Source organism: Paractinoplanes toevensis, from assembly GCF_018332695.1.
GTDB classification, from domain to species: domain Bacteria; phylum Actinomycetota; class Actinomycetes; order Mycobacteriales; family Micromonosporaceae; genus Actinoplanes; species Actinoplanes toevensis.
Map to the genome: position 1 here is coordinate 1 of NZ_BOQN01000056.1, position 24,255 is coordinate 24,255.

Sequence of the window (24,255 nt, forward strand, 5' to 3'; positions counted from 1 at the left end):
GATGTTGCGGTTGGTGACGATTTCTGCCGTACCGGAAAGTGGGTTTGATTCTCGCGACCCTGACCTCAAAGGTGTCTAATCCGGAATGTTGCGCCTCCGCAGGCCGAACAGGCCCGCGGCGGCCAGCACCACGGCCACCCCGACCAGGGTGACCAGCGGTGTCGCCGAGACGTGCACGCCCGGCAGGTGCGGGACGTGGGTGAACGGGGAGATGTCCAGGAACCACTGGCTGAGCTGCAGGGTCGAGCCGACCAGCAGGATCAGCAGGCAGAGCGCCGGAGCCGCCCAGGCCGCCGGCGACCAGCGCGGCCACAGGCCGAACAGCAGCACGGTCACGCCGGAGAGCACCCAGACCGCGGGTAGCTGGATCACCGCGGCACCGACGATGCCGCCGAAACTGCCGTCCGGCGAGACCAGCGCGGTCACCACGCCCTCGGTGAGCAGCGCCACCGCCGGGCCCAGCAGCGAGAACAACAGATGGCTGGCCGCCCAGGCGAACCGCGAGGCGGACGTGGTCAGCACGATCTCGGCGTGGCCGCTCGTCTCCTCGTCGCGCATCCGCAGGGCCGCCTGCACCGCGTAGCAGGAGGCGATCAGCCCGACGATCCCGGCGATGCCGGCGAAATAGCTGTCCACCAACTGGTCGGAACCGCCGCCGAGCCGGGTGAAGATGTCACCCACGCTCTCGCTCTCCTGCGCGAGTTCGACGACGCTGCCGCCGACCCCGCCGAAGATCACGCCGAGCAGGGTGAGCCCCACCGTCCAGCCGATGAACAGGCCGCGGTGCAGCCGCCAGGCCAGCGCGAGCGGGCTGGTCAACGATGAGCTGGCGGCCGGGCCGAGGCGGGACGCGAAGATGCCGTCGCCGAGATCCCGCCGGGAGCGGAGCTCGACCGCCGCGGCCACCCCGGCCACCGCGAACAGGACCGACAGGACGACCGGCCACCAGTTGGTCGCGCCGTACGGGAAGATGTGCGTCGCCCAGCCGAGCGGGGAGATCCAGGAGAGCCAGCTCGGGCCGCCGCTGCCGAGGGCGGCGATGTCGCCGCCGACCCGCAGCGCGTAGGCAACACCCAGCGCCACCACCGCCAGCGACCGTGCACTTCGGGCGCTGCTGGTGAGCTGGGCGGTGATCGCCCCGACCGCCGCGAACATCAGGCCGCTGACCGCGAACTCGGCGCCGAACGCCAGCGAGCCCTCCGCGTCACCGCTCTTGCCCGCCATGCCGGCGAACGTCAGCAGGCCCACGACCAGCAGCGCGCCGCTCGTGGTGATCAGCGCGGCGGCCAGCTGGGCGTGCCGGCCGACCACGGTCGCGCCGATCAGCTCGGTGCGCCCGGCCTCCTCGTCGGTGCGGGTGTGCCGGATGACCGTGAGCAGCGCGGCCAGCCCGATCATGACCGGCACGAAGCCGGCCCGCCAGGTCGTCAGCGCCGCGAACGAATCGCCCTGGAGCAGGCCGTAGAGGGCCACGAACCCGGCATTGTCGGCGCTGACCGTGGCGTACTGAATGCGGTCCGCCTCGGTCGTGAAGAGACCCTCGAACGAGGAGTAGTAGCCGACCGGGAGCAACCCGAACACCAGCACCCAGAGCGGCAGGACGACGCGGTCGCGGCGCAGGATGAGCCGGATGAGCCGGCCGGTGCCGGTCATTCGTCGCCTCGCTGGTACTGCCGGAGGAACAGCTCCTCCAGCGACGGCGGCTGGCTGACCAGGCTGCGCACGCCCACCTTGACCAGGCTCTGCAGGGCCGGCTCGAGCGCGTCGGTGTCGACGTCGAAGCGCACCTTGCCGTTCTCGATGCGGAAGTCGTGCACGCCGGCCATGGTGGCCAGGCCGTCCGGCGGGCCGGTCAGCTCGGCGCGGATCGAGGTGCGGGTCAGGTGACGCATGTCGTCGAGGGTGCCGGTCTCCACCGCCCGGCCGTCCCGGATGATCGTGAGCCGGTCGCAGAGCGCCTCGACCTCGGCGAGGATGTGGCTGGAGAGCAGCACGGTGCGGTCACCGCGCCGTTTCTCCTGCAGGATCACCTCGCGGAAGACCTCCTCCATCAGCGGGTCGAGGCCACTGGTCGGCTCGTCCAGGATGAGCAGCTCCACATCGGAGGCCAGCGCCGCGACCAGCGCGACCTTCTGCCGGTTGCCCTTGGAGTAGGTGCGGCCCTTCTTGCGCGGGTCGAGCTGGAAACGCTCGAGCAGTTCCGCCTTGCGGGCCGGGTCGAGGCCGCCCCGCAGGCGGCCGAGCAGGTCGATGACCTCGCCACCGGTGAGGCTCGGCCACAGCGTGACGTCTCCCGGAACGTACGCCAAGCGCTTGTGCAGTTCGGTCGCTTGCGACCAGGGGTCGCCGCCGAGCAGGCGCACCGTGCCGCCGTCGTGCCGCATCAGGCCCAGCAGGATGCGGATGGTGGTGGTCTTCCCGGCGCCGTTGGGGCCGAGGAAGCCGTGCACCTCGCCGGTGTGGACCTGGAGGTCGAGCTCGTCCAGAGCGGTCACCTTGCCGAACCGCTTGATCAGTCCTTCGGCATCGATTGCCTCGGTCATGGTTGCTCCTCGGGGGTCTGGAACCGGGCAAGTGCACCGCGCAATTGCTCGGCCTGCTCGGGGGTGACCAGCGCGTGCGAGAAGATTTCGAGGGAGGCGGACAGCATCCGGGCCCAGCCCGCGGGCTCGGCGGTGTTGACGCCGAGGACGCGCGACAGCTGCTCACCCATGGTGAACATCGACATCTTCATGACGCAGAGCACCGCGGAGTAGGCCCGCGGGTCGGCCACCTTCAGATCGGTGCTGCGCACCCACTGCTCGCCGTAATCGACCAGCCGGTCGAAGAGGACCTGGGCGGTGGGTGAACCGTCGACCAGCGATCGGATCAGGTAGCGCTGCATGCGCAGCCACTCCGGTTGGATCCGCTCGAGGGACGGGAACTCCAGGAACCGGGTCTGGACGCCGGTGAGCTCGCTGACCACGAACTCGTCGCAGGCGTCGCGCAGACCCTCCTTGGAACCGAAGTGGTGCCGCAGCAGCCCGGAGGAGACGCCGGCCTTCATCGCGATGTCGCGGACGGTGGCACCGTCGATGCCGCGATCGGCGAAGAGCTCGATCGCGGCATCCCGGATGCGGGCTCGCGCGGTCAGATCGTTCGGGCTACTCACGCGTGTAGCGTACTACACACGCGTGTAGCGTCAATCCTGGATAGCGCCGTTGATCGATGCGGCCTTGACCGCGCCGCTGCTCAAATTCCAGCGTTGCAGCAGGTCGGTGTACGCGCCGCTGCTGATCACCCGATCCAGCGCACCCTTCACCGCGTCGCGAAGCTGACTGTTGCCCTTCGCGATCGGGATGCCGATCAGGCCGGGCTCGTACTGCGCGGTCGACGCCAGCTCGTAGTAGTTGCTGGTCCGGGTGTCGGTGGCGAGGAAGGTGGCGGCCGGGAAGTCGTTCAGCACCGCGACCGCCCGCCCGGTGCGCAACTGCAGCAGGGCGTCCGCGTTCGTCTTATACTCGTTGATCTTCATGGGCCGGTCGGCGCAGCCGCTCTGCGACCGGTGCAGCAGATCCGCCTGGATGGTGCCCTTCTCGATCGCCACCACGTTGCCGCACAGGTTGGTCAGGTCGGCGATCGCGTGCGGGTTGCCGCGCTGCACGATGATCGACGTGCCGGCCGAGAAGTAGTCGACGAAGTCGGCCTTCTTCTCCCGGTCCGGGGTGTCGGTCATCGCCGACAACACCCCCTCGTAGGTGCCGTCGGCCACCTTGTCCAGCGCGGTCTGGAACGGGCCGGTCACGATCTGAACCTTGATGCCGAGAACCTGGCCGATCGCGTCGGCAAGATCAGGTTCAAAGCCGATGATCGTACGGCCGTCGGCCGCGAACGACTCCATCGGCGCGTAACTGGCGTCGGTGACGAAGCGGACGTAACCACGATCGCGTACCGCCTGCGGCAGCGAGTCGTGCAGCGCCTGATCGAACGTCACCGTGCCGGTGCTGCTGGCCGTGCTGTCCTTCTTGTCGCCGCAACCCGCCAGCAGGGCGAGCGCGAGCGCCGAGACCATCAGCTTCTTCATCGGATCGCTTCCTCCGGCATCGGTACGGAAATTTGCGCCCACGGCATCGGCCGTGAGTAGTAGTAGCCCTGCGCCTCGTCACAGCCCGCCGCGGCGAGCCAGTCCGCGATCTCCGCGGACTCCACCCCCTCGGCGGTGACCCGGCAGCCGAGACCGCGCGACAGCGCGATCACCGCGTGCACGATCGCCTGGTTCTCCGGCTCGTCGAGCACCGTCGCCACGAACGTCCGGTCGATCTTCAACTCGACCAGCGGCACCCCGCGCAGCCGGTCCAGGCTGGTGTAACCGGTGCCGAAGTCGTCCACCGAGAAACCGACCCCGCCGTCGGCGAGCCGCCGGATCGCGGTCAGCGCGGTCACCTTGTCGTCGACCATCGCCGTCTCGGTGATCTCCAGAATCAGCCGGTCCGGAGCGGTGCCGAACTCGGCCAGCAGCGACTCCACCACCCCGGTAAAATCGGCGGCCTCCACGTTGCGGGCCGACACGTTCACCGACACCGTCCAGTCCCGGCCGGCCGCCGTCCACGCCGCCTGATCGGCCAGCGCCCGCCGCAACACCCACGCGGTCAACGGCTCGATCAGGCCCGACTGCTCGGCCGCCGGCAGGAACTCCGACGGCGGCAACAGCCCGCGCTCCGGGTGCTGCCAGCGCACCAGCGCCTCCACCCCACAGATCGTGCCGTCGGCCAGGCGCACCTTGGGCTGGTAGCACAGCACCAGCTCATCGCGTTCCAGGGCGTGCCGCAGCTCGGCCTGCACCACCAGCCACTGGGTCGGGTGCGCGGTCCGCTCGCCGGTGTAGACGACGATGTCGGCGGTGCCGCGCTTGCCCTGGTACATGGCCGCGTCGGCGTGCCGCAGCAACTCCTCGACGTCGTCACCATGCTCCGGGAAGAGCGCGATGCCGAAACTCGCCTCGATGGTCAACGGCACCCCGTCCAGAACCACCTCGCTGGTCAGCACCGCACGCAGCGACTCGAGCATCTCCCGTACCGCATCGGCGCCCAGCCCCGGCAGGATCAGAGCGAACTCGTCGCCGCCCAGCCGGGCCGCGGTGTCCTGCGGGCGCAGGCCGCCCCGCAACCGCGCGGTGATCACCCGCAGCAGCTCGTCGCCGGCGTGATGGCCCAGGGTGTCGTTGACCTCCTTGAACCGGTTGAGGTCGACGACCACCACCGCTCCGCCGCTCTGGTCCTGCACCGCCGCGGCCGCCCGCTGCCGGAACGCCACCCGGTTCGGCAGGCCGGTCAGCCCGTCGTGCAGGGCCTCGTGCTCCTGCCGCGCGGCGTACCGGCTCAGCGACCGGGTCGTCGACCAGGAGATCAGGCCGAGCGCCAGATAGAGCACGCCCAGGCCGCCACCGAGCCGCCAGTAGGTGACCACCATCTGCTCGTGCAGCCGCTGGTCGATCTTGTCATAGGGCAGGTACAGCTCCAGCACCCCGATCGCCTCACCGGACGCCCGGGCGAACACCGGCTGAAGCACCCGGATGACCTGCCCACCGGCCGCGGTGTCGTCCGCGATCAGGGTGGCCGCCGCCGACCCCACGGTCGCCGAGTGGAAAGCCGGATCCGACACCGGCACCCCACCCGAGGTGGACCCGTCGTCGGAGTAGACGACCTGCCCCGCGAAGTTGCGCAGCCGCATCCGCAGCACCGACCCGTGATACAGCGCCAGGTCGGTCGCCTTGGCCAGCGACTCCCGCTGGTCCTCGGTCAGCCCACGCCCCAGATCGGCATCGTCGAGCGCCGGCGCGACCGCCATCTCGGCGATCACCGCCGCCTGCGCCATGCCCTGGTCCTGCCCCTGCTTGGTGGCGTCGTCGTGCACGCCCTCGAGCAGCAGCGTGGCCAGCGCACCAAGCGGCAACAGACTGGCCACGAGGTACGTCGCGAACAGCCGCGACCCAGACCGCGCCACCCGTCGCCCACCGCCGCGTCCCCACACGGCCCGCTTATCGTCTCGGTTGCCATTCGGTTGAGGAAAAGCTCCCCAACATCCGCGTTCGGAAATCGCCCCTTCTCCGCCGACAGCGGAACAATCGAATTACCCGAACATCTGGCGACGGCCGATCCGGGCAGCTACCGCAGTGCAGCGAGTAGATCCCGGGCCAGCAACGACGTCGACAGAGCCACGGTCGCCGGATCGCCGATTCCCTCTTCAGCACGCCCGGCGGCCCTCATCGCCGCCTCCACACGCGGATCTTCGCCCAGCGTTCGCGGGTCTATCGCCAGGTCACTGTCCTTGGTCGCCTCCGCGAGGGCCACCTGGGCACTACCCGTCCGTAGATAGACCGCTTGCGCTCCGATGACGACCACCGCGGCACGGTGCTCTGCCAAGGCTTCGAGCGCGTCCAGCATCGCGGATCGCGATCTGACCAGCAGGTCCGCGGGACGGTTACCCGGCCCGCCAGGAATCCTCATTATTTCTCATCCATTCCAAGAGTTCCTCGGCCTCCTGAGGATTGCGGCCCGGTCCGGTCATCAGATCCACGACGACTTGTGAGGGGGCAGCAAGCCGAAGGCCAGCGGCATTCGTGACCGTTCGGACGAACGGAACGTCGACCTCGGGCTCCGCCAGCAGCACGTTGGCACCGGCGTCGGCGGCCCGTAGCCCCCAGCCGGCCGCGGCCGATTCGGCGTCCGTGGTGTAGATCGCGGCGGCCCTCGCCGGGGCGTATTCCGCCCATTCGGCCGCGGCAACGGTTCCGGTGATCGCGTAGTCCACCGGCGCGGTCTGCGCCATTCGTTTCAGAAGGGCATCGAGACCACGCGGGGCGATCCATCGGGTAACGCGGCTGTCGCCGGCGAAGCTGTAGTCCTCGCTCCACCTACGCAGGACCTTTTCCCAGTTCGGAACGGCTATCCGTCCGCGCTCTTCTCGAGTGGCGAGCCCGTCCCGCTCGAGGAAGTCGATGACGCGATAGCCGGTCCCGGTCGACACGCCGGCTACTCGGACCAACTCGCGAATGGTCCATTCGCGTGGGATGTCAGCGATCGCCCGCACGATCTGCGCGGCCGGAGCACCCTTGAGCGTGCCGCGTGGCCTGCCCGGTCCACGCCAAGGATCAGCATCCGCGCCGCGGTCGCCGAGATACAGGCCCGGCGTCGGCACCTCGACGCGGATGTTTCCCGTGGCGTCGACGAAAGACACACCGCCACCGACAAGCGCGGCTCGCACCTGAGGCGACAGATAGCGAGCAACGAGGACGCCGTAGCTGTTGTCCACCTGGCGGACATAGGCGGCCAGTTGCTGGACCACACTCTGCACGTCACGGACCTCCATGACGTTCTTCGCCTCGACAATCAGGACGGCGGACCGGCCGTCCGGAGCGGCAAGCTCGAAAACGGCGTCTGCCGCCCGGTCCACGGCGGCATCGGTGCGGGCCGGCCGCAGCGACCAGCCGGCCGGAAGGCGGGTGACCAGAGCGTCGAACGCGCGGCGGATCAGCTCGACGCCGCTGCTCGGCGGGTTGACTTCGATGGTCATCGGCATCCCCGTTCGGGAAAATGGCGTTCTCCGCTGACAGCGGAATACCAGAATAACCCGAACACCCACCAGATGGCGCGGCGTTCCGAAAGGCGTGTTTTCGGAAACTTCCCTGGTGGGACTAGGCACCGCGGGCAGCGCCGAGGGCAGCGATTTGATCCATTCATCCTCGCCGCATCCTGAGCCGGGGGACGAGCGTTAGCCCGGCGTGCGTATCTCACAGCATGTTCGCCGGGTCGCCATCGGCGGCACGGCGGCTCTCGCGGTCTGCGCCGTCGCGCAGCCCGCCGGGGCCGCGGTCGGTCAGACCGCCCGGATGACGCCCTCCTTCAACGGCTCGGTGTACGCGATCGCGTACCGCGGCGATACCGTCTACGTCGGCGGCTCCTTCACCAGCACCACGGTCGGTGGGCGTACCGCCGACCGGGAGCGGCTCGCCGCGTTCGATGTTCGCTCCGGCCGCCTCCTCGACTGGCAGCCGCGCGCCGACGGCATCGTCCGCGCGCTCGCCATCTCCGACAACTCCGTCTTCGCGGCCGGCGACTTCAGCCGGGTCTCCGGTCGCACCCGCGACTCGCTGGCCCGGATCGACGCCGGTTCCGGCGCGGTCAGCTCCTTCCAGCACGGCATCGACGGCAGCCCGCGGGCCCTCGCCGTCGGCAACGGCCGGCTCTACCTGGCCGGCACGATCAGCCGGGTGGACCGGCAGGAGCGGCAGCGACTGGCCGCGTTCTCGCTGGCCACCGGCGAACTCGACGACGACTGGACGCCGACCGCGGACAACACCGTCTACTCGCTCGCCTACCGCGACGCCAAGGTCTACCTGGGTGGCAGCTTCCACCGGGCCGACGACGCCCGGTCCACGCTGCGCCTCGCCGCGGTCGACGCCACCAGCGGCGAGCTGGATTCGTCGTTCCGGCCGTCGGCGCCGGCCGTGGTCTACTCGATCGCGGTCGACGGCAGCGGCGTCTACGCGGCCATGGGTGGGCAGGGCGGCCGGGCCGCCTCCTTCAGCAGCACCGGCCGCACCCGCTGGAGCCGCTCCTTCGACGGGGACGCCCAGGCCGTCGCCGTGCTCGACGGCACCGCGTACGTCGGTGGCCACTTCGACCGGGCCTGCACCACCACCTCGGTCGGCGCGCACGGCACCTGCAGGGAAGGCTCGGTGTCCCGGGTCAAGCTGGCCGCGGTCCGCGGCGACGGCGCTCTCAGCGACTGGGCACCGCAGGCCAACGGCATCGTCGGGGTGCGCACCATCGCGGTCGAAGGTCAGCACGGCACGGTCGCGGTCGGCGGTGACTTCACCACCATCGGCGGCCGCTCCCAGAGGCGATTCGCCTCGTTCGGCTGATGCGGCGCGCCATCCTCTTCGCGGTGGCGCTGGCGGCCGCCGGCATCGCCGGCCCGTCGGCCACCGCGACGACCATCCCGGACGACGTGGTCCGCTACACCTTCGACGGCGACAGCCCGCTGGCCGACGTGACCGGGCACGGGCACGACCTGAGCCCGGTGGCCCGGTACGGCGGCACGTTCAGAACCATCGCCCACGACGGCGGCAATGCCCTCACCTTTCCCCGTCCCTGCCACGACGAGCCGTGCCCGCGGATCGCCCTGCGCACGGGGACCTCGGACCAGCTGAACCCGGGCCGGCGTGACCTCCGGTTCGGGGCCTCGGTGCAGCTCGGCGCCAACGAGACCACCAAGGGCGAGAACGTGCTGCAGAAGGGCTACTCGGCCCGGGGCAGCCAGTACAAGCTGCAGATCGACGGTGCGGCCGGCCGGCCCAGCTGCGTGCTGGTGGACGACCTCAGCCCGGAGATCTACATGGCGATGGGCGCGGTTACCGTCGCCGACGACCGCTGGCACACCCTGGAGTGCCGGCGAGCCGGCCCGTCGCTGACCATCCTGGTCGATGGCAAGCGCTCGGGCCGCACCGCGATCCCGCCCGATCTGTCGATAGCCAACCGCATCCCGCTCAGCGTCGGCGGCAAGGGTTCGTTCACCGACAACGACCAGTTCCAGGGCACGCTGGACGAGGTGTGGGTGCGGATCGATCAGTGAAGGCTCCGCGCCAGGGCCGGAATCATCACCGCCGCGGCGAGGAGGTGCAGCCCCACGAGGGCGACGATGGTGGCGGTGTTCGCCCCGACGAGGAACGGCGGGACCAGCGAGATCGCGGTCAGCGACACCGCCGTCCACACGAATCGCTCGGCGGGGCGAGCGCTCCACCGGCGAAGGGCGACGGCGATGACGATGCCCACGACCGCGAAGAAGCCGGTTACCACGGCGAACCCGGCCAGTGAGATGGTCTCGCCGCCGTCCGGAATCTCGAAGTCCACGCCCACGGCGCGGGCCAGCGCGGCGGCAAGGGTGGTGGCCACTATCGTCGCAAGCGTGGCAAGGACGCGGTTCATGCGGCGGGCAGTCGGGCCGGCAGCCCGAGCCGCGGGAACTGGTCGTCGTGGAACGTGACGATCTCGGTGATCGCCCCGCCGGTGACGCGCAGGACGTCCAGAGTCAACGGCAGGTACGCACTCTCCTGCTCCCGCCAGAGATAGAAGGCGACGGCCGGCTGCCGGTTCACCGCGGTGGGGACCCCACGCAGCCGGCCCAGGTCCGGGAAGCCGTCGGAGATCCAGTCGTTCACCACCGTGTCGCGGCCGACGCACAGGCCCGGTGTGGGCGGCATCGAGCAGCGGACGTCGTCCCGCAGCAGGGCCGCGATCCCGTCGATGTCCTTGGCCACGCTCGCCTCGGTGAAGCGGCGTACCAGCTCGCGCGTCGCGGCGTCCTCCTCGTCGCCGGTCCAGTCCTGCCGTTCGGCGGGCAGGTGCTCCCGCATGCCGGCGCGGGCCCGCTGCAGCGCGCTGTTCACCGAGTTGACGGAGTCCCCGAGGAGTTCCGCGACGTCCTTCGCCGGCCAGCCGAGCACGTCCCGCAGGATCAGCACCGCCCGTGGGCGCGGGGCGAGGTGCTGGACCGCGATCAGGTAGGCCAGCTCGATCGTCTCCCGCGCGACGGCGACGGTCTCCGGCTCGTCCGCGTCGCCGGCCGGCAGTTCGTCGAGCAACCGGTCGGGGTAGGGCTGCAACCAGAGCACCTCACCGCCGGTCGCGGGCTCCGGGCGGCGCTTGGCCAGCAGGTCCAGGCAGGCGTTGGTGGCGATCCGGTACAGCCAGGCCCGGAACGTCGACCGCGCCTCGAAGGTCTCCCGCCGCCGCCAGGCCCGGAGGAACGTCTCCTGCACGGTGTCCTCGGCGTCCTCGAACGAACCGAGCATCCGATAGCAGTGCACATGCAGTTCCCGCCGGTGCCGCTCGGCCATCCCCGAGAAAGCCGGCTCATCCACCTGCGTGTCCGCGCTCATCACGTCATCCTTCCGTCCCGTCGTGTCCCGTCCTAGGTATGACGGGTCCGGGCCCGAGAACTCATCGCGGGCGGACGGAAACGGCTCAGTAGGGCAGCGAGCGCTTGCTGATCACCTGCACCTGGCCGAACCAGGTGGCGATGTCGACCCGGACCTCGGGTGTGCCCGGCACCCGCGGCACCGGCGCGAGCCGCAGGTCGTGACTGGAGAAGACGACGGCGCCGGTCAGGTCGACCTCGACACCCTCCGGCACGATGACGGTGACCTGGCCGAACACGCACAGGCCGCCGATCTCGATCGTGCTCTCGCTGGTCAGCACCTCGCGGAGGTCGAGCTCGGTGGCCCCGAAGAAGGTGCGCAGCCACAGCCGCGGCGACCGGAGCCGCCACCGCCCGCGCCGCTTGCTCTCACTGAAGATCGTGGTGACGCTGTCGATGCTCTGCGCCGACCCGACGATCGGCGTGACGGCCAGCCCCGACGTGGCTTTCTCCAGCTCCTGCCCGCTGTCGGCGGCCCACACGGCGCCGACCCGCACGCTGAACTCCTCGAGCGTCAGCCGCCCGTCCCCGCAGGCCCGCTGCAACAGCTCGGCGGCCCGCTCACGCTCGTTGTCGGACGGCGGCAAGGGTACGGGAGTGCTCACCGGCCCGACCCTAGTCCGGCGGGCAGGCGTTCACTGTCCCGCGAGGATCACGTGCAGGTTGCGGGGGCCGTGCACGCCCTCGACCCGGTTGAGCTCGATGTCACTGGTGGCCGACGGGCCGCTGATCCAGGTCAGCGGGCGGGTCGGGTCCAGCCGGGCCACCGCCTCCGGCACCGAGGCCACCACCTGGTCGGCCCGGAGCACGCAGATGTGCAGGTCGGGGAGCAGCGAGATGATCCGCCGGCCCTGGTCGGGCGAGGCGTCCAGCACGATCGTGCCGGTCTCGACGACGGCGACGGCCGCCGCCGTCACCACCCCGTCGGCGGCCGCGATGCGCTCCGCCGACAGCCCGTCGTCGACCAGCCCGTGGACCCCGTCGGGCAGCCATTCCAGCGGCAGACCCGGTGGCACGACAACGGTTCCGGCGCCGAGAATGCCCGCGATCGCCGCCCGCACGGCGGCCGCCTCGACACCCACCTGCGCGTTCGCCCGGCCCTCAGCCAGATGGTCGAGGTCGTCGAGCGGGCGCGCGCCGCCCACCCCGGCCTGCGGCCCGCTGCCTTCCACGCCGCCGCCGGCCACGGGTTCCCCGGTGTCGGGCTTTTCCGCCGTCAGGCGGTGAACCACCGCCTTGTAGTCGACCAACCTCTCGACCAGCAGGTCCAGGTCCACCTGGGCGGGGCCGCGCCGGTAGTCGCGCGGGATCTCCGGGGTTTCGGCACCGGCGCCGAGGGCCGCGCGTATCCGGTCGAGGATGACGTCCTTCGAGCTCATCGGTTCCGCCACCAGTCGCGGAACGTCTCCTTCGGCGGGGCGGGCAGGTCACGGCTGGCGGACCAGCCGTTCAGCGGCGGCGGCAACCCGCGGCCGCGCCGGCCGGCGATCCGGGACAGCTTGGCGGCACGCTGCGCGGACCGATAAAGGCGCGGATGGTCCATGGTGTACGCCGCGGCCGCCATCACCGCCGCCTCGGTGCGCGGGTGTGGGGCCTGATTGCGCAGGTGCACCAGGATCGACGGAATGTCGATCTTCACCGGGCAGGCGTCGAAGCAGGCACCGCACAGTGACGACGCGTACGGCAGGGACGCGTTGTCCGCCACCCCGGTGAGCTGCGGCGACAGGATCGCGCCGATCGGCCCGGGATAGACCGAGCCGTACGCATGGCCGCCGGTCCGTTCGTAGACCGGGCACACGTTGAGGCACGCCGAGCATCGGATGCAGTGCAGGGCCTGCCGTCCGACCTCGTCGGCGAGCACCGCGGTGCGCCCGTTGTCGAGCAGCACGAGATGGAAGTTCTGCGGGCCGTCGCCCGGCGTCACCCCGGTCCACATCGACGTGTACGGGTTCATCCGCTCCCCGGTCGACGCCCGCGGCAGCAACTGCAGGAACACTTCGAGGTCTTGCCAGGTCGGCACGAGCTTCTCGATGCCCATCACCGTGATCAGGGTTTCCGGCAGGGTCAGGCACATCCGCCCGTTCCCCTCGGACTCCACCACGGCGAGTGTCCCGGTGTCGGCGATCGCGAAGTTGGCGCCCGAGACCGCGACTTTCGTACTCAAAAAGGTTTCCCGGAGATAGCGCCGGGCCGCCCCGGCCAGCACCGGCGGGTCGTCGGTCAGTTTCGGATCGACGCCGGGCATGGCCCGGAGGAAGATCTCGCGGATCTCCGAGCGGTTCCGGTGGATGGCCGGCACCAGGATGTGGCTGGGCTTGTCGTTCCCGAGCTGCACGATCAGCTCGGCGAGGTCGGTCTCGACCGGGGTGATCCCGGCCGCCTCGAGTGCCTCGTTGAGCCCGATCTCCTGGGTGGCCATCGACTTCACCTTGATGACCCGCTGCTCGCCGGCCGCCCGGACGAGGTCGGTGACGATCCGGTCGGCCTCGTTGGCGTCGGCCGCCCAGTGCACCACCCCGCCGGCCGCGGTGACCTTCTCCTCGAGCTGTTCGAGCAGCTCAGGTAGGTGAGCCATGGTGTACGACTTGAGCGCCGACCCGGCCGACCGCAGCTCCTGCCAGTCCGGCAGTTCGGCGATGACCCGGCCGGACTTCCCGCGGATCGTGGTGGTCGCGTGCTGCAGGTTGCGGCGCAGTTGGGAGTCACCCAGCGCGGTCCGGGCGGCGTCCGGGAACGACTCGTCACCACGCAGGTGACCGACGCCGCGCGGCGCGTGGACCGGCATCCCCAGGAATGTGCTCATCAGGCCTCCGTCGATGCCAGGATCTCGGCGAGGTGAACGGTCCGCACTCCGGTGCGCAGCCGGGACAGGCCACCGCCGATGTGCATCAGGCAGGAGGCGTCGCCGGCCGTGCAGACGTCGGCGCCGGTGTCCAGGACGTGGCGCATCTTGTCGGCGAGCATCGCGGTGGACGTGTCGGCGTTCTTGACCGAGAACGTGCCGCCGAAGCCGCAGCATTGCTCGGCGGCCGGCAGCTCGACCAGGTCGAGGCCGCGCACGTTGCGCAGCAGGCGCACCGGCTTGTCGCCGACCCGCAGCACCCGCAACGAATGGCAGGTCGGGTGGTAGGTGACGCGATGCGGGTAGTAGGCGCCGACGTCCTCGACGCCGAGCACGTCGACCAGCAGCTCGGACAACTCGTAGGTGCGGGCGGCGACGGCCGAGGCGCGGGCGGCGAGACCCGCGTCAGCGCCGGCCACCATCGCATGCTGGTGCCGCACCGAACCGACGCAGCTGCCGGACGGCGCGACCACCACGTCGTACGGCTCGAAGGTCTTGACGTGCCGTTTGACCAGCGGCAGCGCGTCCTTCTGGTAACCGGTGTTGATGTGCATCTGGCCGCAGCACGTCTGCTCCTCGGGGAACACGACCTCGTGGCCGAGCCGCTCCAGCAGCAGCACGGTGGCCTTGGCCGCGGCCGGGAACATGGTGTCCGCCAGGCAGGTCACGAACAACGCGATCCGCACCCCACCGCCTCCTTAACCGGAGATCCGTTTGGCCGCCGCCCGCCACGCCGCCGGGTCGCCGCCCGGTTCGTACCGCACGATCTGCTGAGTCTCTCGCAGAACGGCGCGAAGCGCTGCAAGCTCGCCGTCGATCACTCCGGCGGCACGCGCCTGTACGAGCAGGTTACCGAGTGCGGTCGCCTCGACCGGGCCGGCCAGCACCGGCAGGCCGCAGGCGTCCGCGGTGAGCTGGCAGAGCAGCGCGTTGCGGGCGCCGCCGCCGACGATGTGCACGGCGTCGACCGCGCGCCCGGCCAGTTCCTGGGCCTGTTCGACCGCTCGGTGGTGGGCCAGGGCCAGGCTGTCCAGAATGCACCGGGTCAGTGCGGCCGGCTCGGCATCGCGGGACAGCCCGGCGGCCGTGGCGAGGCGCCCGACCATGTCACCCGGCGGCAGAAAGACCGGATCGTCCAAATCAACGACATGCTTCAGCGGTGACTCCCGAGCCGCCCGGCCCAGCAGACCGGAAATATCAGATATCTCCCACTCGCGCATGGCCTCCTGCAGTGGCCACAGCCCCATCACGTTCCGCAGGTAGCGGATGGTCCCGTCGACGCCACCCTCGTTGGTGAAGTTCGCCTTGCGGGACGCCTCGGACAGCACCGGCTGATCGAGTTCGAGCCCGACCAGCGACCACGTTCCACAGGAGATATAGGCGAATCGCTCCCCGGCCGCCGGCACACCCACGACCGCCGAGGCGGTGTCATGCGAGCCGACCGCCACCACCGGCGTACCGTCAAAAACGCCGATCTTCGCGCCGGGCGACCGAACCTCGGGAAAGAGCGAAGGCCGAAGGCCGAGTTCGGAAATCAAGGACGAAGACCAGTTCCGGGTACGCACATCGACGAGCCCCGTGGTCGACGCGTTGGTGTATTCCGCCCCGAGCTCGCCGGTCAGCCAATAGGCCAGCAGGTCGGGAATGAGCAGCAGGTGCTGCGCCGCCGCATATTGGGGCGTCTCCCGGGCCGCCATGAGCTGGTAGATCGTGTTGAACGGCAGCTTCTGCAGCCCGGCGATCTGGTAAAGACGGTCCTCCGGAACGGTGACCGAAACCCCGTCCGTCCGCCCGTCGCGGTAATGCACGGGATTGCCGAGCAGCGCACCCGAGGCGTCGAGAAATCCGTAGTCGACCGCCCACGAATCGATGCCGATGCTGTCCACCGGCCCGGCCTTCCGCAAGCCCTCCAGCACCCCGCGATAAAGGCGCAGGATGTCCCAGTAAAGGGTGCCGCCGGCCCGCACCGGCTCATTGCCGAACCGGTGCGCCTCGGACAGTTCGATCCGGGCGGGCCCGACCCGGCCGACCATGACGCGCCCACTGGACGCGCCGAGGTCGACCGCGGCGAAGGCCTTCATCTCAAGAAGGCCGCTGCGACCCCGGCGTCGACCGGGATGTGCAGGCCGGTGGTGTGGGTCAGGTCCCCGCCGGTCAGCGCGAAGACCGCGTTGGCGACATGCTCCGGCAGGACCTCCCGCTTGAGCAGGGTGCGCTGCGCGTAGTACTCGCCGAGCTTCTCCTCCGGCACGCCGTACACGGCGGCGCGCTTCGCGCCCCAGCCGCCGGCGAAGATCCCGGATCCGCGGACGACGCCGTCGGGGTTGATGCCATTGACGCGTACGCCGTGACCGCCGAGCTCCGCCGCCAGCAGCCGCACCTGATGGGCCTGGTCGGCCTTGGTGGCGCCGTAGGCGACGTTGTTCGGCCCCGCGAAGATCGAGTTCTTGCTGGAGATGTAGATGACGTCGCCACCCATCCCCTGCGGGATCATCACCCGGGCCGCCTCCCGCGACACCAGGAACGAGCCCTTCGCCATCACGTCGTGCTGGAGGTCCCAGTCGGCCTCGGTGGTTTCGAGGAGCGGCTTCGAAATGGACAGTCCGGCGTTGTTGACCACCAGGTCGATCCCGCCGAACGCGAGGACCGCCGCCCTGATCGACGCCGCGACCGCTTCCCCGCTGGTCACGTCGGCCTCGACCGCGATCGCCACGTCGGTGCCGCCGATCTCCGCCGCGACGCCCTCGGCCGCCTCGAAGTCGCGGTCGGCCACGATCACGCAGGCGCCCTCGGCCGCGAGCCGCAGCGCGATCGCCCGCCCGATCCCCGACCCGCCGCCGGTCACGTAGGCGATCCGGGTGGCGAGCGGCTTCGGCTTCGGCATCCGCTGGAGCTTGGCCTCCTCGAGCGCCCAGTACTCGATCCGAAACTTCTCCGACTCGTCGATCGGCGCGTAGGTCGAGACCGACTCGGCCCCACGCATCACGTTGATCGCGTTGACGTAGAACTCGCCGGCCACCCGCGCGGTCTGCTTGTTGGCCCCGAACGAGAACATGCCGACCCCCGGCACCAGCACGATCGCCGGGTCGGCGCCGCGCATCGCGGGTGAGTCGGCGGTCGCGTGCCGCTCGTAGTAGCCGCGGTAGTCGTCCCGGTAGGCCGCGTGCAGCTCCGTGAGCCGGGCCGCCACCTCCTCGATCGGCGCGTCCGGCGCGGTGTCCACGACCAGCGGCTTCACCTTGGTGCGCAGGAAGTGGTCGGGGCAGGAGGTGCCGAGCGCGGCCAGCTCGGGCAGCCGCGCGCTGTTCACGAAGTCGAGCACGACCTCGGAGTCGGTGTAGTGCCCGACCTGCGCCCGGTCGGTGGAGGCGAGCCCGCGCAGGATCGGGAAAAGCTCGGCCGCCCTGGTCTTGCGGGCCTGGTCGTCGAGGGTGCGGTGCACGGCGGCACCGAACGGCTCCGGGCGACCGTGCGCGGCCAGGTAGTCGGCGGCCAGCGAGATGATCTCGCGCGAGTTGGCCTCGGACTCCGCGCTGGTCGCGCCCCAGGCGGTGATCCCGTGCCCGCCCAGGATGACGCCGATGGCCTGCGGGTTGGCGCGCTGCACCGCCGCGATGTCGAGCCCGAGCTGGAAACCCGGCCGCCGCCAGGGCACCCACAGCACCCGGTCGCCGAAGATCTCCTTGGTCAGCGCCGGACCGTCCGCGGCCGTGGCGATCGCGATGCCCGAGTCGGGATGCAGGTGGTCGACGTGCGCGACGTCGACGAGCCCGTGCATGGCGGTGTCGATGCTCGGCGCCGCCCCACCCCGCCCGTGCAGGCAGAAGTCGAACGCGGCGACCATCTCGTCCTCACGGTCCACCCCCGGGTAGACCCCGGTGAGCGCCCGCAGCCGATCGAGCCGCAGCACCGCGAGGCCCTTCTCGGTCAGGGTGCCGAGGTCGCCACCGGACCCCTTGACCCAGAGCAGCTCGGCCGGCTCGCCGGTGACCGGGTCGGTCTCGGTGCCCTTGGCCGAGGTGTTGCCCCCGGCGTAGTTGGTGTTGCGCGCATCGGCACCGAGCCGGTTGCTGCGCTCCAGAAGCTCACGCACTGCGGGGTTAGTCATGGCGTCCTTCAGGCTTCAAGATCTCATGAAACGTTTCACACGTTGCAGGCAGATTACGGTGACGGCCGTTCACGGTCAAGATGCCGATCCTGGGGTTACCACTCGGTAAGTCCATCCGGCGGCCCGATGATCTCGGCGACCGATCGCCCGACCCCCTCCGGGGTCGATCGCCCAGAGGATGTCGATCTTCGGCCTGACCTGCTCCGATTCCGCACTGCTTTCGGCTGCGATTAATTTCGCCGTGGCATCGTGGTCGCCGATCAAGGAGGACACGTGGCGAACATCGAGACGTCCCTGAAGGAAGCCATGACGATCGAGGGCGCCATCGGCGTCGCGCTCGTCGACCACACCAGTGGACTCACCCTCGGCACGATGGGTGGCGGAGCCACCATGGACATGAACATCGCGGCCGCCGGCAACACCGACGTGGTCCGCGCCAAGCTGCGCACCCTCGACATGCTCGGCTTCAGCGACGGCATCGAGGACATCCTTATCACCCTCGACACCCAGTACCACCTGATCCGGCCGCTGAGCGGCGAGTCGCTCTTTCTCTACCTGTCGCTCAACAAGGACCGGGCCAACCTCGGCCTCGCTCGATACCAGCTCCGAAAGATCGAGGCGGACCTCGAGGTATGACGGTGCTCGGCTCCGACCCCGTTCTCGACGAGATGGCGGCCCTGCGACATGAGGTGACCGGCGTGAGCGGCAGCGTCATCGCCGGGGTGGACGGGCTGCTGATCCTGCACGACACGCTGCCGGGCGTAGAGCCGAACGACATCGCGGCGCTGGCCGCCGGCGCGTGCGGGATCAGCCGAACCACCGGCGCTGTCCTCCAGCAGGGCCCGTTCCGCGAGGTGACGATCGGCAACCAGAACGGCTACCTCGCCGTCTACGCGGTCGGCGACCTCGCACTGCTGGCCGTGATCGGCGACGGCGGGCTGAACATCGCCCGCCTGCACCTGGCCGCCCGCCCGGTAACCCAGCGGCTGGCCGCGCTGCTGACGTTCGACCCGACGCACCCCTTCGATCGGCGTTAGATCTTTCCGGTACGGCGGACAACGCCCACAACCGCACCGGCACCCGACCGCCGAGCAGGCGCGATCGGCGTGCAACACCGGCACGTGCCGCGACTCTCGCGCAACCGGGCCGCCCGCCGGAACGCCGCCCGGTTGAAGGCCGGCTTCCTTGATGCGGGGTGCTCCCGCGGCTTTCGGTCGCGTCGATCCACGAAGACCTAGCGCCCTCCGGGCGAATTGCCCTCACCCACCCGCATTCGGGAAACCACGCCCGCTCCTGAACTCCACCCGCGCCGGACCCGACATGCCGCTTATATCCGCGGCGGGACCCTCAGCTCACGGCGAAGTTGTCGATTTGACTCCCCGCCAGTTGACGCGCCTTTCCAAGATCTGCGAGTCGTGGGTGAGACGAGCTTGGGCTCCCTCCGGCCAACACCGGCACGTGCCGCGACTCTCGCGCACCCGGGCCGGCCCGCCCACGGCAGGTGAGTCACACCCGTCGAGGCGCGGTTGAGGGCCGGCCAAGAGTGAGTGTCGCGTTGCGCGAGAGGCGCGGCACGTGCCGGTGTTGCACGCCGCTCGCGCCGGGTAGGCGGTCGGGTGCTGGTGCGGTTGTGGAGGTTGTCCGCCGTACCGGAAAGTCTTTAGCGCGCCCGCGAAGATGCCCGGGCGACCAGCTCGGGGGTGAAGAACAGCTGCTGGTGCTCGTGGTCGGGGTTGGTCGCCTCGTCCAGCACCAGCTGCGCCGCGGCCCGGCCCAGCTCTTGCCGGGGCTGGCGCACCGAGGACAGTGGGACGGCGGCCGCGGCGGCGAACTCGATGTCGTCGAAACCGACGATCGCCAGGTCGTCCGGCACCCGCAGGCCGGCGCCGATGCTCTGCTGCAGCAGGCCCAGCGCGAGCAGGTCGTTGGCGCAGAAGGCGGCGGTGGGGCGCCGGCGCGCGGGCAGGCCGGCCAGCCGCTCGCCGGCCGAGCGGCCCTCGGCGACGGTCAGCGCCTCGGTCGGCAGGTAGACCAGGTCGTCGGCGGGCAGGCCCAGCTCGGCCCACACCTCGCGGGAGCCCTGCAGTCGCTCGCGCACCTGGCCGATCGACTCGGGGCCGCCGATGAACGCGACGCGGCGGTGGCCCTGCTCGGCCAGGTGCTCGATCGCCACCCGGCCGCCGTGCACGTCGTCGACCGCGACCGAGCAGCAGCTCTCGTCGTCGCGGCGGCGGTCGACGATCACCAGTGGAACGCCGCGGCGGGTCAGGTCGTAGAGGTAGGGCGCCTCGGAATTCACCGGGGTGATCAGGATGCCCTGGACGCGCTGCTGGAGCAGGCGGTCGAGGTGCGCTTCCTCGCGCTCGGCCCGGCTGTTGCTGTTGCAGATGAAGAGGGAGAGATCGGCGTCCTCGGCGGCCAGCTCGATGCCCTGGGCCACGTCGTGGAAGAACGGGTTGGTGCCGTCCAGCATCACGTAGGCCAGGGTGCGGCTGGTGCCGGCCCGCAGCTGCCGGGCCGACTCGTTGCGCACGAAGCCGAGCTCGGCCATCGCCCGCTCGACCCGCTCGCGGGTGCGGGCGCTGACGACCTCGGGACGGTTCATCACGTTGGAGACCGTGCCGAGCGAGACGCCGGCGGCCGCGGCCACGTCCTTCACGGAGGGCGTCCTGCTGTTGAGCACCGCCAAGTCCTCCCGTTGAAACGTTGAAGCAGCATCTTACGGTACCTGCCACCTGCGCAACGGCCGTGTTTCCGCCGCGTTTCCATCCAACGCTTGACATGTGTGATTGGCGCCACCTACGTTTGTGAAACATTTCAACCCACGACCGGGAGGTGGCTCGTGGCGGAGGCAACGGCTCTGCTCGAGGTCCACGACGTGACGAAATCCTTCGGCGCGGTCGCGGCAGTGCAGGGCGTCAGCTTCCCGCTGTACGGCGGTGAGGCCCACGCCCTCGTCGGGGAGAACGGTGCCGGTAAGTCCACGATCGTGAAGATGCTGGCCGGCGTGCACCGCCCCGACACCGGCACGCTCCGGATGGACGGCACCGACGTCGACTTCGCCGGCCCCGCCGACGCCAAGGCCGCCGGGATCGCGGTGATCTACCAGGAGCCCACCCTCTTCCCCGACCTGTCCGTCGCGGAGAACATCGCGATGGGCAACCAGCCGCTGACCCGGCTCCGGCAGATCGACCGCAAGGCCATGCACGCGAACGCCGAGCGGCTGTTCCGCCGCCTGGGCGTGCAGCTCGACCCGACCCGCCCGGCCCGCGGCCTGTCGATCGCCGACCAGCAACTCGTCGAGATCGCCAAGGCGCTGTCCAGCGAGGCCCGCATCCTGATCATGGACGAGCCGACGGCCGCGCTGTCGGCGGTCGAGGTCGAGCGGCTGTTCTCGGTGGTCCGGTCGCTGCGCGACGAGGGCGCGGCGATCCTGTTCATCTCGCACCGGTTCGAGGAGATCACCGCGCTCTGCGAGCGGGTGACGATCATGCGGGACGGCAAGCACGTCGCCACCGAGCTGGTCGCCGACCTCACCGTCGACGACATGATCCGCCGGATGGTCGGCCGCGATCTGAGCGCGCTCTTCCCCAAGCAGACGGTCGAGCCGGGCGAGGTGATGCTCGAGGTCTCCGCGCTGAGCCGGGAGGGCGTGTTCCGCGACATCTCGTTCACGGTCCGGGCCGGCGAGATCGTGGCCCTGGCCGGTCTGGTCGGCGCGGGCCGGTCCGAGGTGATGCAGGCCGTGTTCGGCGTCGACCCGTACGACTCGGGCACCGTCAAGGTGAAGGGCAAGCGCCTCAAGCCCGGCTCGCCGCGCGCCGCGATGGCCGCCGGCCTGGCGCTGGTCCCGGAGGACCGCCGTCAGCAGGGCCTGGTCATGGAGCTGTCGATCGAGCGCAACGTGACCCTGCCCCGGGCTCGCAAGCTGGCCCGGCTCGGCCTGCTGTTCGGCGGCGCCGAACGGGAGGCGGCGGCGACCTGGACGAGCAAGCTGCAGACCAAGCTGGGCTCGCTCTCCGACGCGGTCGGCACCCTCTCCGGCGGCAACCAGCAGAAAGTCGTGCTGGCCAAGTGGCTCTCCACCAGCCCGCAGTTGCTGATCGTCGACGAACCGACCCGGGGCATCGACGTCGGCACCAAGGCCGAGGTGCACCGGCTGATGTCGTCGCTGGCCGCGGACGGTCTCGCAGTCGTCATGGTGTCGTCCGAGTTGCCCGAGGTGCTGGGCATGGCCGATCGGGTCGTGGTGCTGCGCGAGGGCCGCGTCGCCGCGATCCTGAGCCGCGACGAAGCAACTGGAGAGTCCGTCATGTACGCCGCGATGGGTCAGGAGGCGGCATGACGCCCGCTGCGGCTCGGCCGCCGATCAAGTTCGACATCCTGAAGACCCGGGAGCTGGGCATCGTGCTCGCGCTCGCGGCCCTGGTCCTCTACACGACGATCAACAATCCGCGCTTCCTGTCCGGGCAGAGCGTCCGCGACAACCTGCTGAACACCGCGATCCTCGCGGTGATGGCCACCGGCCAGGCGGTCGTCGTGATCACCCGGAACATCGACCTGAGCGTGGGCTCGGTGCTCGGCATCTCGGCCTTCGCGGTCGCCACCGTGATGAGCGACCACCCGGGCCTGCCGATGATCATCGCCATCCTCGTCGGCCTCGCCGTCGGCGCCGCGGCGGGCCTGCTCAACGGCGTGCTGGTCCGCTACGGCAAGGTCCCGGCGCTGGTCGTGACCCTGGGCACGCTCTACATGTACCGCGGCATCACCTACTCGTGGGCCGGCGGCTCGCAGGTGAACGCGGACGAGCTGCCCGCGCACTTCCTCAACTTCGCCAACGACAACCTGCTCGGGGTGCCGTGGCTGGTGCTGATCGCGCTGCTCGTGGTGGGTGCGACCACCTGGGTGATGCGCAACTACCGGGTCGGCCGCGAGCTGTACGCGATGGGTTCCAGCCCGCCGGCCGCCGAGCTGGCCGGCATCAAGGTAGCCCGCAACCTGCTCGGCGCGTTCGTCCTCAGTGGTGCCCTCGCGGGCCTTGCCGGGGTGCTGTTCGCGGCCCGGTTCGGCACGGTCGACGCGTCGGCCGGCACGGGCTACGAGCTGAACGTGGTGGCCGCGGTCGTGGTCGGCGGGGTCGCGGTGTTCGGCGGCAGCGGCACGGTCTGGGGCGCCGGCCTCGGCGCGCTGCTGCTCACGGTGATCAGCAGCGCCCTCGCGGTGCTCGACATCAACCAGTTCTGGCAGCAGGCCATCGTCGGCGCCCTGATCGTCCTGGCCATCGGCGCCGACCGCCTGGTCGCGGTCCGGATCGCCCGCTCGCTGCGAAAGAGGGACGCGCATGTCTAGGAAGTTCGCCACCTGGGACACCGCGATCATCGCGCTCACCGTGCTGGTGCTGATCATCGCGTCCCTGGTCGTGGACAACTTCGGGACCAGCCGGAACTTCACCTTCATGGTGCTCGACCTGCTGCCGATCATCCTGGTCGCGCTGCCGATGACGTTCATCATCGTGACCGGCGAGATCGATCTGTCGGTGGCCAGCACCCTGGGCCTGACCAGCTCGCTGATGGGCTGGTTCTGGAACCACGGCCTCTCGATCGAGACGATCATCCCGCTCTGCATCGTGATCGGCGCGGTGGCCGGTGTACTCAACGGGTTCTTGATCACGGGTTTGGGGTTGCCGTCCCTGGCCGTCACGATCGGCACCCTCGCGCTCTACCGCGGCCTCGCCCTGGTGGTGCTGGGCGACGGCGCGGTGGCCGACTTCCCGTTCAACTACACCGGCTGGGTGACCGGCACGATCGGCGGCGGAGCCGTACCCAATGTTCTGATCTTGATTGTGGTCCTGGCTTTGATCTTCGGGGTCATCCTGCACGCCACCCCGGTCGGCCGCTCGCTCTACGCGATCGGCGCGAACGCCCAGGCCGCGCACTTCGCCGGCATCCGGGTGGCCCGGACCAAATTCTGGCTGTACGTCGTGAGCGGTGCCGTCGCCGGCCTGGTCGGCGTGCTGTGGACGCTGCGCTACTCCAGCGCCCGGGCCGACAACGGCGCCGGACTCGAACTCGCCGTGGTCGCGGCCGTCCTGCTGGGCGGCGTCTCGATCTTCGGCGGCAAGGGCAGCCTGCCCGGCGTCCTCGCCGGCGTGGTGCTGCTGACCGCGCTGCAGAACGCGCTGCGCCTGGAGGACGTCTCCGGGCAGGCGCTGAACATCGTCACGGGCGCCCTGCTCGTGCTGTCCGTCCTGCTTCCCAACCTGATCAGCTCGATCCGCGGCAACTGGCAGCGCCGCAAACTGCGCCAGTCCGCCGCTTGACGGCGCTCCCCCTCCCCCGTTTTGAAAGTT

23 protein-coding genes are annotated in these 24,255 nt (G+C 70.2%); 7 read left to right on the forward strand and 16 right to left on the reverse strand.

From position 1 onward, the window contains the following. Positions 1 to 75 precede the first annotated feature (75 nt). From Ato02nite_RS21155 to Ato02nite_RS21185, 7 genes are all read right to left on the reverse strand, one after another. Complete coding sequence (locus Ato02nite_RS21155; RefSeq protein WP_213008330.1) at positions 76 to 1,653, reverse strand: ABC transporter permease; 1,578 nt, start codon at positions 1,651 to 1,653, stop codon at positions 76 to 78. Beyond that, positions 1,650 to 2,543: an ABC transporter ATP-binding protein gene (locus Ato02nite_RS21160; RefSeq protein WP_213008331.1), complete on the reverse strand. Its 894-nt coding sequence runs from the start codon at positions 2,541 to 2,543 to the stop codon at positions 1,650 to 1,652. Before Ato02nite_RS21160 ends, Ato02nite_RS21155 begins: the two co-directional genes overlap by 4 nt. Further along, entirely contained in the window at positions 2,540 to 3,151 is a 612-nt protein-coding gene (locus tag Ato02nite_RS52555) for a TetR/AcrR family transcriptional regulator (RefSeq protein WP_213008332.1), read from the reverse strand. Before Ato02nite_RS52555 ends, Ato02nite_RS21160 begins: the two co-directional genes overlap by 4 nt. 30 nt (positions 3,152 to 3,181) lie before the next feature. After that, positions 3,182 to 4,063: an ABC transporter substrate-binding protein gene (locus tag Ato02nite_RS21170; RefSeq protein ID WP_213008333.1), complete on the reverse strand. Its 882-nt coding sequence runs from the start codon at positions 4,061 to 4,063 to the stop codon at positions 3,182 to 3,184. Next, the gene (locus tag Ato02nite_RS21175) at positions 4,060 to 5,982 is read right to left on the reverse strand and encodes a putative bifunctional diguanylate cyclase/phosphodiesterase (protein WP_246607278.1); all 1,923 of its coding nucleotides are present in this window, start codon (positions 5,980 to 5,982) and stop codon (positions 4,060 to 4,062) included. Before Ato02nite_RS21175 ends, Ato02nite_RS21170 begins: the two co-directional genes overlap by 4 nt. Before the next feature lie 161 nt (positions 5,983 to 6,143). Then, a complete protein-coding gene (locus Ato02nite_RS21180; protein ID WP_213008335.1) occupies positions 6,144 to 6,422 on the reverse strand; it encodes a hypothetical protein in 279 nt (92 codons plus the stop codon). Between the two features lie 37 nt (positions 6,423 to 6,459). Then, positions 6,460 to 7,551: a hypothetical protein gene (locus Ato02nite_RS21185; protein ID WP_213008336.1), complete on the reverse strand. Its 1,092-nt coding sequence runs from the start codon at positions 7,549 to 7,551 to the stop codon at positions 6,460 to 6,462. A 208-nt stretch (positions 7,552 to 7,759) separates the two neighbouring features. On the opposite strand from Ato02nite_RS21185, the gene Ato02nite_RS21190 reads away from it, so the two are divergent. Both Ato02nite_RS21190 and Ato02nite_RS21195 read left to right on the forward strand, forming a co-directional pair. Further along, positions 7,760 to 8,902 (forward strand): NHL repeat-containing protein, encoded by a 1,143-nt coding sequence (locus Ato02nite_RS21190; RefSeq protein WP_213008337.1) that lies wholly within the window; start codon positions 7,760 to 7,762, stop codon positions 8,900 to 8,902. Continuing rightward, entirely contained in the window at positions 8,902 to 9,612 is a 711-nt protein-coding gene (locus tag Ato02nite_RS21195; RefSeq protein WP_213008338.1) for a LamG-like jellyroll fold domain-containing protein, read from the forward strand. The genes Ato02nite_RS21190 and Ato02nite_RS21195 overlap by 1 nt, the downstream gene beginning before the upstream one ends. On the opposite strand, the gene Ato02nite_RS21200 is transcribed toward Ato02nite_RS21195, so the two are convergent. The 8 genes from Ato02nite_RS21200 to Ato02nite_RS21235 form a co-directional block, all read right to left on the reverse strand. After that, the gene (locus Ato02nite_RS21200) at positions 9,606 to 9,932 is read right to left on the reverse strand and encodes a DUF6069 family protein (RefSeq protein ID WP_246607279.1); all 327 of its coding nucleotides are present in this window, start codon (positions 9,930 to 9,932) and stop codon (positions 9,606 to 9,608) included. The two genes, Ato02nite_RS21195 and Ato02nite_RS21200, sit on opposite strands and share 7 nt — an antisense overlap. A 29-nt stretch (positions 9,933 to 9,961) precedes the next feature. Next, positions 9,962 to 10,918: an RNA polymerase subunit sigma-70 gene (locus tag Ato02nite_RS21205; RefSeq protein ID WP_213008340.1), complete on the reverse strand. Its 957-nt coding sequence runs from the start codon at positions 10,916 to 10,918 to the stop codon at positions 9,962 to 9,964. An 85-nt stretch (positions 10,919 to 11,003) separates the two neighbouring features. Continuing rightward, entirely contained in the window at positions 11,004 to 11,561 is a 558-nt protein-coding gene (locus tag Ato02nite_RS21210) for a DUF1707 SHOCT-like domain-containing protein (protein ID WP_213008341.1), read from the reverse strand. A gap of 30 nt (positions 11,562 to 11,591) precedes the next feature. Next, positions 11,592 to 12,335 (reverse strand): LutC/YkgG family protein, encoded by a 744-nt coding sequence (locus Ato02nite_RS21215; protein WP_246607280.1) that lies wholly within the window; start codon positions 12,333 to 12,335, stop codon positions 11,592 to 11,594. Continuing rightward, positions 12,332 to 13,759 carry a lactate utilization protein B gene (locus Ato02nite_RS21220; protein WP_213008342.1) on the reverse strand — a complete coding sequence of 476 codons (1,428 nt, stop codon included), beginning with the start codon at positions 13,757 to 13,759 and terminating at the stop codon, positions 12,332 to 12,334. The genes Ato02nite_RS21215 and Ato02nite_RS21220 overlap by 4 nt, the downstream gene beginning before the upstream one ends. After that, the gene (locus Ato02nite_RS21225; protein ID WP_213008343.1) at positions 13,759 to 14,484 is read right to left on the reverse strand and encodes a (Fe-S)-binding protein; all 726 of its coding nucleotides are present in this window, start codon (positions 14,482 to 14,484) and stop codon (positions 13,759 to 13,761) included. Before Ato02nite_RS21225 ends, Ato02nite_RS21220 begins: the two co-directional genes overlap by 1 nt. Positions 14,485 to 14,496: 12 nt before the next feature. Continuing rightward, a complete protein-coding gene (locus Ato02nite_RS21230) occupies positions 14,497 to 15,879 on the reverse strand; it encodes a rhamnulokinase (protein ID WP_213008344.1) in 1,383 nt (460 codons plus the stop codon). Continuing rightward, positions 15,876 to 17,906, reverse strand: a complete 2,031-nt coding sequence (locus tag Ato02nite_RS21235; RefSeq protein ID WP_213008345.1) for a bifunctional aldolase/short-chain dehydrogenase — start codon at positions 17,904 to 17,906, stop codon at positions 15,876 to 15,878. Before Ato02nite_RS21235 ends, Ato02nite_RS21230 begins: the two co-directional genes overlap by 4 nt. 273 nt (positions 17,907 to 18,179) lie before the next feature. Here Ato02nite_RS21235 and Ato02nite_RS21240 point away from each other — a divergent pair, with 273 nt between their 5' ends. Further along, on the forward strand, positions 18,180 to 18,542 hold the full coding sequence (locus tag Ato02nite_RS21240) for a hypothetical protein (RefSeq protein ID WP_213008346.1): 363 nt from the start codon (positions 18,180 to 18,182) through the stop codon (positions 18,540 to 18,542). Further along, a complete protein-coding gene (locus Ato02nite_RS21245; protein ID WP_213008347.1) occupies positions 18,539 to 18,943 on the forward strand; it encodes a roadblock/LC7 domain-containing protein in 405 nt (134 codons plus the stop codon). The genes Ato02nite_RS21240 and Ato02nite_RS21245 overlap by 4 nt, the downstream gene beginning before the upstream one ends. Positions 18,944 to 19,566: 623 nt before the next feature. Here Ato02nite_RS21245 and Ato02nite_RS21250 read toward each other — a convergent pair. Continuing rightward, positions 19,567 to 20,565, reverse strand: a complete 999-nt coding sequence (locus tag Ato02nite_RS21250) for a LacI family DNA-binding transcriptional regulator (protein WP_246607281.1) — start codon at positions 20,563 to 20,565, stop codon at positions 19,567 to 19,569. A 183-nt stretch (positions 20,566 to 20,748) separates the two neighbouring features. Here Ato02nite_RS21250 and Ato02nite_RS21255 point away from each other — a divergent pair, with 183 nt between their 5' ends. From Ato02nite_RS21255 to Ato02nite_RS21265, 3 genes are read left to right on the forward strand one after another with little or no spacing between them, the layout of a single operon-like run. After that, a complete protein-coding gene (locus tag Ato02nite_RS21255; protein ID WP_213008349.1) occupies positions 20,749 to 22,251 on the forward strand; it encodes a sugar ABC transporter ATP-binding protein in 1,503 nt (500 codons plus the stop codon). Next, the gene (locus Ato02nite_RS21260) at positions 22,248 to 23,255 is read left to right on the forward strand and encodes an ABC transporter permease (protein ID WP_213008350.1); all 1,008 of its coding nucleotides are present in this window, start codon (positions 22,248 to 22,250) and stop codon (positions 23,253 to 23,255) included. The genes Ato02nite_RS21255 and Ato02nite_RS21260 overlap by 4 nt, the downstream gene beginning before the upstream one ends. Then, positions 23,248 to 24,225, forward strand: coding sequence for an ABC transporter permease (locus Ato02nite_RS21265; protein WP_213008351.1), 978 nt, complete (start codon positions 23,248 to 23,250; stop codon positions 24,223 to 24,225). The genes Ato02nite_RS21260 and Ato02nite_RS21265 overlap by 8 nt, the downstream gene beginning before the upstream one ends. The last annotated feature ends 30 nt before the right edge of the window (positions 24,226 to 24,255 follow it).

Bases quoted from the DNA above. Each gene is read 5' to 3' on its own strand.
- Ato02nite_RS21245 (WP_213008347.1), top strand. From the start codon at position 18,539: ATGACGGTGCTCGGCTCCGACCCCGTTCTCGACGAGATGGCGGCCCTG.
- Ato02nite_RS21155 (WP_213008330.1), bottom strand. From the start codon at position 1,653: ATGACCGGCACCGGCCGGCTCATCCGGCTCATCCTGCGCCGCGACCGC.
- Ato02nite_RS21265 (WP_213008351.1), top strand. From the start codon at position 23,248: ATGTCTAGGAAGTTCGCCACCTGGGACACCGCGATCATCGCGCTCACC.
- Ato02nite_RS21195 (WP_213008338.1), top strand. From the start codon at position 8,902: ATGCGGCGCGCCATCCTCTTCGCGGTGGCGCTGGCGGCCGCCGGCATC.
- Ato02nite_RS21170 (WP_213008333.1), bottom strand. From the start codon at position 4,063: ATGAAGAAGCTGATGGTCTCGGCGCTCGCGCTCGCCCTGCTGGCGGGT.
- Ato02nite_RS21205 (WP_213008340.1), bottom strand. From the start codon at position 10,918: ATGAGCGCGGACACGCAGGTGGATGAGCCGGCTTTCTCGGGGATGGCC.
- Ato02nite_RS21235 (WP_213008345.1), bottom strand. From the start codon at position 17,906: ATGACTAACCCCGCAGTGCGTGAGCTTCTGGAGCGCAGCAACCGGCTC.
- Ato02nite_RS21230 (WP_213008344.1), bottom strand. From the start codon at position 15,879: ATGAAGGCCTTCGCCGCGGTCGACCTCGGCGCGTCCAGTGGGCGCGTC.
- Ato02nite_RS21220 (WP_213008342.1), bottom strand. From the start codon at position 13,759: ATGAGCACATTCCTGGGGATGCCGGTCCACGCGCCGCGCGGCGTCGGT.
- Ato02nite_RS21185 (WP_213008336.1), bottom strand. From the start codon at position 7,551: ATGACCATCGAAGTCAACCCGCCGAGCAGCGGCGTCGAGCTGATCCGC.
- Ato02nite_RS21260 (WP_213008350.1), top strand. From the start codon at position 22,248: ATGACGCCCGCTGCGGCTCGGCCGCCGATCAAGTTCGACATCCTGAAG.
- Ato02nite_RS21180 (WP_213008335.1), bottom strand. From the start codon at position 6,422: ATGCTGGACGCGCTCGAAGCCTTGGCAGAGCACCGTGCCGCGGTGGTC.
- Ato02nite_RS21215 (WP_246607280.1), bottom strand. From the start codon at position 12,335: ATGAGCTCGAAGGACGTCATCCTCGACCGGATACGCGCGGCCCTCGGC.
- Ato02nite_RS21160 (WP_213008331.1), bottom strand. From the start codon at position 2,543: ATGACCGAGGCAATCGATGCCGAAGGACTGATCAAGCGGTTCGGCAAG.